Genomic DNA, 12,659 nt, shown 5'->3' with positions numbered 1-12,659 from the left:
GTAGGATCGCGGCCGTGCTGGAGCGCCTCCCCGCCACACCTCCCGGCCTGATGCGCGGCCTCGCGATGGCCGCGGTCGTCGGCCAGGCCGGCATCGCGGTCACGGGCGCGGTCGTCCGCGTCACGGGGTCCGGGCTCGGCTGCCCGACGTGGCCCCAGTGCTTCCCCGGCAGCCTCGTCCCGGTGCCGCACGCCGAGATCGCCGTCCTGCACCAGTGGGTGGAGTTCGGCAACCGGCTCCTCGGCATCGCGCTCGTGATCGTCACCGGGGCCTGCCTGCTCGCGGCCCTCAACGTGCGCCCACGCCGGGGACGGCTCGTGCTGCTCGCCGCCACGATGCCGCTCGGCGTGGTCGCCCAGGCGGTGATCGGCGGGATCACCGTGCTCACGGGGCTCGCCTGGTACACGGTCGCGCCGCACTTCCTCGTCACGATCCCGCTCATCTGGCTCGCCGTGCTCCTCGTGCGCGAGTCCTCCCCCGCCGCCATGGCCGCCCCGCCGGGCACACCCTGGCGTCCGGCCGTGCCCCCGGCCCTGCGCGGTCTGCTCGCGGTCGCGTCCGTGGTGCTCGTCGCCCTGCTCGTCGCCGGCACGCTCGTCACCGCAGCCGGCCCGCACGGCGGCGACGCGGCGACCCCGCGCCTCGCCGCCGTCCCGCTCCCGACGCTGGCGACAGCCCACGCGCACCTGCTGTTCGCGTTCCTGGGCCTGCTCGTGGGGGTCGGCTTCATGGTCCACGCGGTGTCCGTGCCGCGCGCCGTCGTCGTTCGCCTCCGGGTGCTCGTGCTGCTGACGCTCGCCCAGGGCGCGCTCGGCGGGATCCAGTACGCCCTCGGGGTGCCGGAGCTGCTCGTGGCCCTGCACGTCCTCGGCGCGGTCACGACCGTCGCCGCGGCGGCATGGCTGTGGTCGGCGACCGCCGAGCCCGATCTCGTCACCTCGGCGCCCCCGGCCGACGCCGCCTCGGCCCCCGCCCTCGCCGGGAGGACCTGACGTGCACGCCGTCCGCATCCCGCGCCACGGCGGGCCCGAGGTCCTCGAGTCCGTCGACCTGCCCGACCCCGTGGCGGGCGACGGCCAGGTGCTCGTCGACCTCGCCGCGGCCGGCGTCAACTTCATCGACACCTACTTCCGCGAGGGCATCTACCCGGCGCCGCTCCCCCTCGTGCCCGGCGTGGAGGGCGCCGGGACGGTGCGCGAGGTCGGCCCCGGCGTCACGGGCTTCGCGCCCGGCGACCGCGTCGCCTGGACCAACACCCTCGGCAGCTACACGACCGTCGCCGCGGTACCCGCCACCGACCTCGTCGTGGTGCCCGAGGCCATCGACCTCGAGACCGCGACCGCCGTCGCGCTGCAGGGCATGACCGCGCACTACCTCGTCCACGACACCCACCCGGTCGCGCCCGGCGACGTCGTCCTCGTCCACGCCGGGGCCGGCGGGATGGGTCTGCTGCTCTGCCAGATGGCGAGCGCACTGGGCGCCCGCGTCCTCGCCACCACCTCCTCGGAGGAGAAGGACGCCCTCGCCCGCGAGGCCGGCGCCCACGAGACGCTGCGCTACGGCGACGACCTCGCCGACCGCGTGCGCGCCCTCACCGACGGCGAGGGCGTCGCGGTCGTCTACGACGGCGTCGGCGCGTCCACCTTCGACGCCTCCCTCGCGAGCCTGCGCGTCCGCGGTGTCCTGGCCCTCTACGGCGCCGCCAGCGGGCCCGTCCCGCCCGTCGACCCCCAGCGGCTCAACAGCGGCGGCTCGCTCTACCTGACCCGCCCCTCGCTGCACTGGCACGTCCGCACCCCCGAGGAGCTCGCCGCCCGCGCCGACGCGGTGTTCTCGGCCGTGGCGGCCGGCGACCTGAGCGTGCGCATCGGCGGCCGCTACCCCCTCGACGACGCCGCCGACGCCCAGCGCGACCTCCAGTCCCGCCGCACGACGGGCAAGCTCCTCCTGCTGCCCTGACGGGCGCCCGACCAGCGTGGAGGTCGGCGGGACCTCTCCAGTTCGATCTCCCGACAGTGCCGTCAGCGCTCCCGCTCTGGTGATACTGCCGAGAGATCGAAATGGAGAGCTCGGAGTCGGGACGTCCGTCCGCCGTCGGCGGCGGGGACGCTCAGCGCGCCGCCGACCCATCGGCACGGAGAGCTGCGAACCGGAACCATCGACGTGGCGGCAGCGTCGAACCCGGATATGAGACTCGATCGACCGTTCCGTGGATCCGAGGCCGTGGCACGCGGGGACCTGACCAAGGGATGGCTGCGCGGGCCGGGGTTCGTGCCCCTCGCCCCCGATGTGTACGTCCCCTCGGATGTGCTGGTGGACCAGGTGACGATGGCGCGGGTCGCGATGCTGCGGCACCCCGAGGGCACGATCGCCGGCACCACCGCGGCGCTCTTCCACGGCGCGATCGACGCCGTGGTCGACGTCGGCCGGGGCGGCGCCCCCACCGAGGTGCTCGTGCCTGCCTCCGGCACCCGCTCGCTGGCCGGGCTCCGCGTCCGGTGTACCGACCTCCCCGGCGACGAGGTCGTCGAGTGGCCCGACGGCACCGACGGCGCCGTCCTCCGCCTCACCTCGCCGGCACGGACGCTGGTGGAGGTCGCGCGGGCACTGCCCACTGTCGAGGCGGTGGTCGTGGGCGACGCGCTCGCCCGTCGCTGCGGGGTCACGCCGGCGGAGGTCGTCGAGCTCGCCGACCGTCACACCGGCGAGCGGGGCATGGCTCGCGTGCGGGCCGCCGCGGCTCTGATGCACCCGGGGTCGGACACACCGCGACGCACCCGGGTGCGGCTCGGCGTCCTGCGGGCCCGGCTCCCGCCGCCGCTCGTCGACGTCGTCGTGACGCGGGCGGAGGGCAGCGCTGCCGTGGGTTCCCTGGACCTCTCGTGGCCCGAGAGGTCGTGCGGGGTGCTCGTCGACCGCCACCCCGACGTCGCGTGGGCCTGCGCGGAGGAGCTGCTCGCGCACGGATGGGAGGTCGCCTCGATCGGAAGGCAGGGCGAGCAGGCCGTCGACGAGGTGGTGGAGGACATCGCGACGTTCCTGGCGCGCGTCGACCGCCTGCGATGGCGCGACCTGCCCGACATGCGGGGGCGCTTCCCCCGCCGCCCGAGTGCGCCGAAGGTCTTCGACTAGAAGGGCCAGCCGAAGACCGGCCAGCCGATGGCGGAGTCGACCGCGACGGCGACGAAGAGGCCGGTCAGGTAGGTGTTCGAGAGGTGGAACAGCCGCATCGACTTCACGACCTCGTCGCGCTTCACGGCGCTGTCGAGGCGGTGGGCGGCGATCAGGAACCAGGCGCCGCCGAGGACGGTGGCGGCCAGGTAGATCCAGGACGTCGCGGGGATGAGGAGCGCCGAGCAGGCGACCATGGCCCAGGAGTAGGCGACGATCTGGCGGCTCACGCGCCGCGGCGAGGCGACGACCGGGAGCATCGGGATGCCGGCGGCGGCGTAGTCGTCGCGGTAGCGCATCGCGAGAGCCCAGAAGTGCGGCGGCGTCCAGAAGAAGATGATCGCGAAGAGCACCAGGGCGGGCCAGCCGACCGTGCCCGTGACCGCGGCCCAGCCGATCACGACGGGCATGCACCCCGCGGCGCCGCCCCAGACGATGTTCTGGCTGGTCCGGCGCTTGAGCAGCAGGGTGTAGACCAGGATGTAGAAGGCGATCGCGGCGACCGCGAGCCACGCCGCCACCCAGTTCGAGGTGAGGCCCAGCCACACCGCCGACGCCGCGCCGAGCAGGAGCCCGAACACCAGGGCGTGGGAGCGGGGTACCGCGTCGCGGGCCAGCGGACGCTTGCTCGTCCGGGCCATCTTCGCGTCGATGTCCGCGTCGACCACGCAGTTGAGGGCGTGGGCGCTGGCCGCCGCGCCGGCGCCGCCGACGAGCACCGAGAGCACGAGCCAGAGTGAGGGAACGGAGCGCTCGGCGAGCATCATCGCCGGCACCGTGACCACGAGCAGCTGCTCGATGATGCGTGCCTTGGTCAGCGCCAGGTACGCCTTCACGGTGGTGAGGAAGCCACTCCGCCGCGTCGCGGGAACCGGGCCGACCGCCGTGCTCACTCGGTGGCACCTCGCTGTGGTGGACGGGACTGCTTCGGTCACGACCCGCGTCTCCTACACGCTGTCGTCGGGGAAGTCTGCACCCCCGCGGCCGCGCCCGCTCGCGGGGGGCGCCACCTGGTCGCTGCGGTGTCCGCCACGTCACGGGCGGGTGACGACCTCGACGAGGATAGGGCCCGTGTTCGTGACGGGCGGTGAGGGTATTCAGCGTCGGCCGGGATGCACCAGGATCGACGCAGGTCCGAGTGGACTTGAATCGATCCCGTGGGAGCATCGCGCGGGCATCCCGAGACGCTCAAGGAAGGCACGGTTCGTGACCGCGACAGACGTCAGCAGCACACAGCCCGCGAGCGAGTCGGCCGAGGAGATCGAGGCGCTGACGACGCCGCATCGTCCCGACGACTGGTCCGACCTCGACCAGAGGGCCGTGGACACCATCCGGGTCCTCGCGGCCGACGCCGTGCAGAAGGCCGGCAACGGCCACCCGGGCACCGCGATGTCGCTCGCGCCGCTCGCCTACGAGCTCTTCCAGCACACGATGGTCCACGACCCGTCGGACCCGGGCTGGCAGGGACGCGACCGTTTCGTCCTGTCGTGCGGGCACTCCAGCCTGACGCTGTACCTGCAGCTCTTCCTCGCCGGCTACGGCCTGGAGATGCGGGATCTCGAGGAGCTGCGCACGTGGGACTCGGCCACGCCGGGCCACCCCGAGTACAGCCACACCCCGGGCGTCGAGATCACCACCGGCCCGTTGGGCCAGGGCCTCGCCTCCGCCGTCGGGATGGCGATGGCGTCCCGTCGTGAGCGCGGCCTGTTCGACCCCGACGCCCCCACCGGCGAGAGCCCGTTCGACTCGCACATCTTCGTGATCGCCTCCGACGGCGACATCGAGGAGGGCGTCACCGCCGAGGCGTCGTCGATCGCCGGGCGGCAGCAGCTCGGGAACCTCGTCGTGATCTACGACGACAACCACATCTCGATCGAGGACGACACCACCGTCGCCCTCGACGAGGACGTGGTGAAGCGCTACGAGGCCTACGGCTGGCACACCCAGGTGGTGCGCGGCGGCGAGAACGTCGTCGGCATCCGCGAGGCCCTCGCGAACGCGAAGGCCGAGACCGGGCGCCCGAGCTTCATCGCGCTGCGGACCGTCATCGGCTATCCGGCCCCGGACAAGATGAACACCGGCGCCGCGCACGGTGCCGCGCTGGGCGAGGACGAGGTCCGCTCCGTCAAGGAGATCCTCGGCTTCGACCCCGACAAGCACTTCGCCATCGACGACGACGTGCTCGCCCACACCCGGGCGGTCGGCGAGCGGGGCAAGGCCGCGCACGAGGCGTGGGACAAGCAGTTCGCCGACTGGGCACAGGCGAACCCGGAGCGCCGCGCGCTGCTCGAGCGCATGGCGCGCCGCCAGCTGCCCGACGGCTGGCACGCCAAGCTGCCGAGCTGGTCGGTCGGCGACGACCCCGTCGCCACCCGCAAGGCGCTGCAGAAGATCCTCGGCGAGATCGGGCCGGAGCTCCCCGAGCTGTGGGGCGGCTCGGCCGACCTCGCGGAGAGCAACAACACCACGATCAAGGGTGCGGACTCGTTCGGGCCGTCGACGGTCTCGACGAACCTGTGGGGCCAGATGAACCCCTACGGCCGCACGCTGCACTTCGGGGTCCGCGAGCACGCGATGGGCTCGATCCTCAACGGGATCGCGCTCCACGGCGGCACCCGCGTCTACGGCGGCACGTTCCTGATCTTCTCGGACTACATGCGGCCCGCGGTCCGGCTCGCGGCCCTGATGAAGCTGCCGACGACCTACATCTGGACCCACGACTCGATCGGTCTCGGCGAGGACGGCCCGACCCACCAGCCGATCGAGCAGCTCAGCTCGCTGCGCGCGGTGCCGGGCCTGTCGATCGTCCGCCCGGCCGACGCCAACGAGACCTCGGCGGCGATCCGCACGATCCTCGACAACCCCACCGGCCCGGCCGGCCTCGCCCTCACGCGGCAGAACCTGCCGATCCTCGAGGGCACTGACGCCGACGGCGTCGCGCGCGGCGGCTACGTCCTGCAGGACGCCTCGGGCGGACAGCCCCAGCTGGTGCTCATCGCCACCGGCTCGGAGGTCCAGCTGGCCGTCGAGGCCCGGAAGGTCTTCGAGGACGAGGGCGTTCCCACCCGTGTGGTGAGCATGCCGTGCGTCGAGTGGTTCCAGGCGCAGGACCGCTCCTACACCCGTCACGTCATCCCGCCGGACGTCAAGGCGCGCGTCTCGGTCGAGGCCGGCATCGCGCAGTCCTGGCACCGGTTCGTCGGCGACGACGGCGAGTGCGTCTCGATCGAGCACTTCGGTGCCAGCGCCGACTACAAGACCCTGTTCCAGCAGTTCGGGTTCACCACCGAGCACGTGGTCGAGGCGGGGCGTCGCTCGCTCGCCCGCGCCAACGAGACCTCGGCCTGATCCCGGTCCGCGTTTCGCAAAGGACACCCCCATGGCCAGCAACACCCCCCTCGCCGACCTCTCCGCGGCCGGCGTCTCCATCTGGCTCGACGACCTGTCCCGCCAGCGCATCGAGTCCGGCAACCTCGCGGGTCTGATCAAGGACTCCGAGGTCGTCGGCGTCACCAGCAACCCGACGATCTTCGCGAGCGCCTTCGCGGACGCCGATTACTACGCCGAGGAGCTCGACGCGCTCGCCGCGCGGGGCGCCTCGGTCGAGGACGCGATCCGCGAGCTCACCACCGAGGACGTCCGCCGCGCCTGCGACGTGTTCCGCGAGGTGTGGCAGCGCACCGGCGGCGTCGACGGACGCGTCTCCCTCGAGGTCGACCCGGGCAAGGCCCACGACACCGAGGCGACCGTCGCCGAGGCGGCCGACCTGTGGAAGACGGTCGACCGGCCCAACCTGATGATCAAGATCCCGGCGACGCCCGAGGGCATCCCGGCGATCACCCGCACCCTGGCCGAGGGCATCAGCGTCAACGTGACGCTGATCTTCTCGGTCGAGCGCTACCGCCAGGTGATGGACGCCTACCTCGCGGGCATGGAGCAGGCGCGGGCCAACGGCCACGACCTCACGGGCATGGCCTCGGTGGCGTCGTTCTTCGTCTCCCGCGTGGACTCCGAGGTCGACAAGCGCCTGGACGCCATCGGCACCGACGCCGCGCTCAACCTGCGCGGCACCGCCGCCATCGCCAACGCGCGCCTGGCCTACGCCGCCTTCCTCGAGGTGTTCTCCACCGAGCGGTGGGCCGCGCTCAAGGGCGCCGGCGCCAAGCCCCAGCGCCCGCTGTGGGCGTCGACGGGCGTGAAGAACAAGGCCTACCCGGACACGCTCTACGTCTCCGAGCTCGCCGCGCCGAACACCGTCAACACGATGCCCGAGGCCACACTCAAGGCGTTCGCCGACCACGGCGAGCTGCACGGCGACGCCGTGTCCGGCACCGAGGACGCCGCGCGCGAGGTCTTCGCGGGCCTCGCCCACGTGGGTGTCGACGTCGACGACGTCTATCAGGTGCTCGAGGACGAGGGCGTCAAGAAGTTCGACGACTCCTGGGGCGAGCTCACCCACACCGTGTCGGAGCAGCTCACGCGCCGCAGCCCGGAGCAGGCGTGAGCGCCGCGGGGGCACCCCAGGTCCGCATCACCGACGGCGCGCTCGCCGACGCCGCGGCCGCGCTGGTCGAGAAGCTCGTCGGGGACGGCGCCGCGTCGAAGCTCTCGGCCGGTGACCCCACCCTGTGGGGCCCGGACGCGGAGCCCGAGGCCAGCAAGCGCCTGAGCTGGGTGTCGCTGCACGAGAGTTCGCGCCCGCTCGTCGACGAGCTCGCGGCCCTGCGCCGCGGCCTGCACGACGAGGGCGTCGACCGCGTCGTCCTCGCGGGCATGGGCGGCTCGTCGCTGGCCCCCGAGGTCATCTGCGCCACCCGCTCGGGCGGGCCGGTCGGCGGCGACCACCCCCTGGTCGTGCTCGACACCACCGACCCGGGCCAGGTGTCCGACGCGCTCGCCGGCGACCTGAGCCGCACCGTGCTCGTCGTGTCGTCGAAGTCCGGCGGCACGGTCGAGACCGACAGCCAGCGACGGATCTTCTCCCAGGTCTTCGAGGCGAACGGCATCGACGCGGCGACGCGGATGGTCGTGGTCACCGACCCCGGCACGAAGCTCGCCGACCTCGCCCGCGAGGAGGGCTACCGCTCGCTCGTGGAGGCCGACCCCGGTGTCGGCGGGCGCTACTCGGCGCTCACCGCCTTCGGCCTGGTGCCCTCGGCGCTGGCCGGTGTGGACATCGGCGAGCTCCTCGACGAGGCCGCGGCGGCCGCCCCGGAGCTGGCGCGCGACGCGTCCGACAACCCCGCGATCGTGCTCGCCGCCGCGATGGCCGCGGCGCACAGCGCGGGTGCGGAGAAGGTCGTGCTCGCCGACACCGGCTCCGGGCTGGTCGGGTTCGGCAACTGGGCCGAGCAGCTCATCGCGGAGTCCACCGGCAAGCAGGGCACCGGGCTGCTCCCGGTCGTCGTCGAGGGTGCCGAGGCGCCCGGTTTCGCCGACCACGGACCGGACGCCACGGCGGTGGCGATCGGGCCGGAGGGCTCGGGCGCCCAGATCGCGGTGTCCGGCAGCCTCGGCGGGCAGTTCCTGCTCTGGGAGCACGCCGTCGCGCTGGCCGGCCGCCTGCTCGGCATCAACCCGTTCGACCAGCCCGACGTCGAGTCGGCCAAGCAGGCCACCCGTGACCTGCTCGCGTCCGCGTCCGACGGCGGCGGGTCGACCGGCTCCGGCGACGACACCCCGGTGCTCACCGACGGTCCGGTCGAGGTCCGCACCGCCGGCGACGGCAGCTGGCTCGGCACGCCGAGCACGCTCGCCGAGGCGATCCAGGCGCTGGTGGACCAGACGCCCGAGCGCGGCTACCTCGCGATCCAGGCCTACCTCGACCGGCTCGACGACGCCTCGTTCGAGACCCTGCGCCCCGAGCTCGCGAAGGCGACGGGCCTGCAGACCACCTTCGGGTGGGGGCCGCGGTTCCTGCACTCCACGGGCCAGTACCACAAGGGCGGGCACCAGAACGGTGCGTTCCTGCAGATCACGGGCTCGGTCGCCGACGACCTGGCGATCCCGGGCCAGCCGTTCTCGTTCGGCACGCTCGAGCACGCCCAGGCCATCGGCGACGCCGGGGTGCTCGCGGCACCCAAGAACGGCGGTACCGCGCGGCCCGTCCTGCGCCTGCACCTGGCCGACCGCGCGGCCGGCCTGGTGGCGCTCGCCAACGCCGTCCGGGAGGTGAGTCGGTGACCCGACGGTCGGTCACCGGGACGCCCGAGCACGACGACTGGGTCAACCCGCTGCGGGACGCCCGCGACAAGCGTCTGCCCCGCATCGCCGGGCCGTCGGGACTCGTGCTCTTCGGGGTCACCGGCGACCTCGCGCGCAAGAAGCTCATGCCGGCGATCTACGACCTCGCGAACCGCGGGCTGCTCCCGCCCGGCTTCGCCCTCGTCGGGTTCGCCCGGCGTGACTGGGCGGACGAGGACTTCGCCGAGGTCGTCCACGACGCCGTGCGCGAGCACTCCCGCACCCCGTTCCGCCAGGAGGTCTGGGACCGCCTGGCGGAGGGGCTGCGGTTCGTCCAGGGCACCTTCGACGACGACGACGCCTTCGACCGCCTCGCCGCCTGCGTGCAGGAGCTCGACGAGCAGCGCGGCACCAACGGCAACCACGCGTTCTACCTCTCGATCCCGCCGTCGGCCTTCCCGACCGTCTGCAAGCAGCTCTCGCGCTCGGGCCTGGCCGACGACGAGGGCGACGTGTGGCGCCGCGTGGTGATCGAGAAGCCGTTCGGTCACGACCTGCGCTCGGCGCAGGAGCTCAACGCGATCGTCAACGACGTCTTCCCCGAGGACGCGGTCTTCCGCATCGACCACTACCTCGGTAAGGAGACCGTCCAGAACCTGCTGGCCCTGCGGTTCGCCAACGAGCTCTTCGAGCCGATCTGGAACGCCCACCACGTCGACCACGTGCAGATCACGATGGCCGAGGACATCGGCGTCGGCGGTCGCGCGGGCTACTACGACGGCATCGGCGCGGCCCGGGACGTCATCCAGAACCACCTGCTGCAGCTCCTCGCGCTGACGGCGATGGAGGAGCCGGTCTCCTTCTCCCCCGACGACCTGCGCGAGGAGAAGATCAAGGTCCTCTCGGCCGTGAAGCTCGCCGAGCCGCTGGACGAGACCACCGCCCGCGGGCAGTACACCGCGGGGTGGCAGGGCTCGTCGGAGGTCAAGGGCCTGCAGCAGGAGGACGGCTTCCCGCCCGACTCGGTCACCGAGACCTACGCCGCGATCACCTGCGAGGTGAACACCCGCCGCTGGGCCGGCGTGCCGTTCTACCTGCGCACCGGCAAGCGGCTCGGACGGCGCGTCACCGAGATCGCGATCGTGTTCGAGCGGGCCCCGCACCTGCCGTTCGACCAGACCATGACCGAGGAGCTCGGCCAGAACGCGCTGGTCGTGCGCGTGCAGCCGGACGAGGGCGTCACCCTGCGGTTCGGGTCGAAGGTGCCGGGCTCGGGCATGGAGGTCCGCGACGTCACCATGGACTTCGGCTACGGCACGGCGTTCACCGAGGCCTCCCCCGAGGCCTACGAGCGCCTGCTGCTCGACGTCCTGCTCGGCGAGCCGTCGCTCTTCCCCACCAACACCGAGGTCGAGCTGTCGTGGCGGATCCTCGACCCGGTGATCGAGAAGTGGCATCGCGAGGGCACCCCGGACAGCTACAACGCCGGCACCTGGGGCCCGCCGTCGGCCGACGCCCTGCTCCACCGCACCGGCCGCCAGTGGCGCCGTCCGTGACGAGGAGACAACCGTGATCGTGGACCTGCCGTCGACGGACACGTCGGCGGTCAACCGGACGATGGTCGACCTGCGCGAGAGCGCGGGGGCGGTCGCCCTCGGGCGGGTGCTGACGCTGATCATCATCACGGAGGACGGCCCGGACGCGGAGGCCGCCATCCAGGCCGCCAACGACGCCAGCCGCGAGCACCCGTGCCGCGTGCTCGTGCTGGCCCGCGGCGTCCGCCGGGCGGCCTCGCGCCTCGACGCCCAGATCCGCATCGGCGGCGACGCGGGCGCCAGCGAGGTCATCGTCCTGCGCATGTACGGTCCGCTGGCCGACCAGGGCGGCTCCATCGTGGTCCCGCTGCTGCTGCCCGATGCCCCGATCGTCGCGTGGTGGCCGGGCGAGGCGCCGGTGTCGCCGTCCGAGGACCCGGTGGGCAGCGTCGCCGGCCGTCGCATCACCGACGTGGGCTCGGCGAAGTCGCCGTCCAAGGCGCTGGCCAAGCTGCGCCAGCGCTACGCGCCGGGCGACACCGACCTCGCCTGGAGCCGCATCACCAGCTGGCGCGCCCTGCTGACCGCCGCCCTCGACCAGCCCCCGCACGATCGCGTGACGCGCGCGGCCGTCGGCGGCGCGCCCGACTCGGCGTCCGCCGATCTGCTCACCGGCTGGCTGGCCTCGCGCCTCGGCTGCCCCGTCTCGCGCACCACCCGGGACGTGCCGGGTGGTCAGGGCGGGCAGATCGCGATGGTGCGCCTCGAGCGGGCGAACGGGTCGATCGAGCTGGTCCGCCTCGACGCGAAGAGCGCGATGCTCTCCCAGCCCGGGCAGCCCGACCGTCGCGTCGCCCTCTCCCGGCGCACGACCCGGGAGTGCCTGGCCGAGGAGCTGCGCCGGCTCGACCCCGACGACATCTACGCCGAGGCCATCGAGGCGATGCCGACGGCGCGCGGCCGGTCCAAGGGCACCCCCACCGCGGCGAAGGCGGACGCATGAGCACCCCCGAGATCGTCGTCCACCCCGACACCGACACGACGGCCTCCGACGCCGCCGACCGCCTGATCACCGCGCTCGCCACGGCCCAGGCGGCCCGGGGCACCGCGTCGGTGGTGCTCACCGGCGGCGGGGTCGGGATCGCGATGCTCCGCGAGGTGGCAGCCTCCGGCCGGCGCGACGCCGTCGACTGGGGTGCGGTCGAGGTGTTCTGGGGCGACGAGCGCTTCGTCCCCGCCGGCGACGCCGAGCGCAACGACGCCCAGGCCCGCGAGGACCTGATCGACGCGCTGCCGCTCGACCCGGCGCGGGTGCACCCGATGCCGCCCTCCGACGCCCCGGAGGAGGCCGGCGGCGGCGACCCGGACCTCGCCGCCGACGTCTACGCCAAGACGCTGTCGTCGGCGGCGGCGCGGCTCGGGGGCGACGCGATCCCGGCCTTCGACGTGCTGCTCGCCGGCTGCGGGCCGGAGGGCCACGTGCTGTCGGTCTTCCCGGACTCGCCCGCGGTGCACGCGACGGCGGCCGGGGTGGTCGCCGTCCGCGACTGCCCCAAGCCGCCGCCGACCCGGGTCTCGCTGACGCTCGCGGCGGCCCGCCACGCCCGCGAGGTGTGGCTGGTGGCCACCGGCGAGGGCAAGGCCGAGGTCATCGCCCGGGCCCACGCCGGCGCCGCCGAGACCGACGTCCCGATCGCCGGCCTCCGCGGCACCGAGCGGACCCTCTGGATCCTCGACGAGGCGGCGGCGGGCGACCTGTCCTAGCGCAGC

General features: G+C 73.6%; 10 protein-coding genes. 9 read left to right on the top strand and 1 reads right to left on the bottom strand.

Going from position 1 to position 12,659, the window contains the following annotated elements; all coding sequences use genetic code 11:
- Positions 1 to 14: 14 nt before the first annotated feature.
- The 3 genes from ACQPYN_RS16905 (at position 15) to ACQPYN_RS16895 (ending at position 3,132) form a co-directional block, all read left to right on the top strand.
- Positions 15 to 992: a COX15/CtaA family protein gene (locus ACQPYN_RS16905; RefSeq protein WP_433025007.1), complete on the top strand. Its 978-nt coding sequence runs from the start codon at positions 15 to 17 to the stop codon at positions 990 to 992.
- 1 nt (position 993) lies between these two features.
- The gene (locus tag ACQPYN_RS16900) at positions 994 to 1,959 is read left to right on the top strand and encodes a quinone oxidoreductase family protein (protein ID WP_433025004.1); all 966 of its coding nucleotides are present in this window, start codon (positions 994 to 996) and stop codon (positions 1,957 to 1,959) included.
- 264 nt (positions 1,960 to 2,223) lie between these two features.
- On the top strand, positions 2,224 to 3,132 hold the full coding sequence (locus ACQPYN_RS16895) for a hypothetical protein (protein ID WP_433025002.1): 909 nt from the start codon (positions 2,224 to 2,226) through the stop codon (positions 3,130 to 3,132).
- Here ACQPYN_RS16895 and ACQPYN_RS16890 read toward each other — a convergent pair.
- Entirely contained in the window at positions 3,129 to 4,064 is a 936-nt protein-coding gene (locus tag ACQPYN_RS16890; protein WP_433024999.1) for a heme o synthase, read from the bottom strand. The two genes, ACQPYN_RS16895 and ACQPYN_RS16890, sit on opposite strands and share 4 nt — an antisense overlap.
- Positions 4,065 to 4,431: 367 nt before the next feature.
- Between ACQPYN_RS16890 and tkt the strand changes: the two genes are divergently transcribed.
- From tkt to pgl, 6 genes are read left to right on the top strand one after another with little or no spacing between them, the layout of a single operon-like run.
- Positions 4,432 to 6,519 (top strand): transketolase, encoded by a 2,088-nt coding sequence (gene tkt, locus ACQPYN_RS16885; RefSeq protein WP_433038920.1) that lies wholly within the window; start codon positions 4,432 to 4,434, stop codon positions 6,517 to 6,519.
- Positions 6,520 to 6,550: 31 nt separating this feature from the next.
- The gene (tal, locus tag ACQPYN_RS16880) at positions 6,551 to 7,675 is read left to right on the top strand and encodes a transaldolase (RefSeq protein WP_433024996.1); all 1,125 of its coding nucleotides are present in this window, start codon (positions 6,551 to 6,553) and stop codon (positions 7,673 to 7,675) included.
- Positions 7,672 to 9,354, top strand: a complete 1,683-nt coding sequence (locus tag ACQPYN_RS16875) for a glucose-6-phosphate isomerase (RefSeq protein ID WP_433024993.1) — start codon at positions 7,672 to 7,674, stop codon at positions 9,352 to 9,354. The genes tal and ACQPYN_RS16875 overlap by 4 nt, the downstream gene beginning before the upstream one ends.
- On the top strand, positions 9,351 to 10,910 hold the full coding sequence (zwf, locus tag ACQPYN_RS16870) for a glucose-6-phosphate dehydrogenase (RefSeq protein ID WP_433024990.1): 1,560 nt from the start codon (positions 9,351 to 9,353) through the stop codon (positions 10,908 to 10,910). The genes ACQPYN_RS16875 and zwf overlap by 4 nt, the downstream gene beginning before the upstream one ends.
- Positions 10,911 to 10,923: 13 nt before the next feature.
- Positions 10,924 to 11,892 carry a glucose-6-phosphate dehydrogenase assembly protein OpcA gene (locus ACQPYN_RS16865; protein ID WP_433024987.1) on the top strand — a complete coding sequence of 323 codons (969 nt, stop codon included), beginning with the start codon at positions 10,924 to 10,926 and terminating at the stop codon, positions 11,890 to 11,892.
- Positions 11,889 to 12,653: a 6-phosphogluconolactonase gene (gene pgl, locus ACQPYN_RS16860; protein ID WP_433024984.1), complete on the top strand. Its 765-nt coding sequence runs from the start codon at positions 11,889 to 11,891 to the stop codon at positions 12,651 to 12,653. Before ACQPYN_RS16865 ends, pgl begins: the two co-directional genes overlap by 4 nt.
- Positions 12,654 to 12,659: the final 6 nt, after the last annotated feature.

Source organism: Actinomycetospora sp. CA-053990 (assembly GCF_050948445.1).
GTDB lineage: Bacteria > Actinomycetota > Actinomycetes > Mycobacteriales > Pseudonocardiaceae > Actinomycetospora > Actinomycetospora callitridis.
This window is presented reverse-complemented; position numbering and strand designations above follow the sequence as displayed.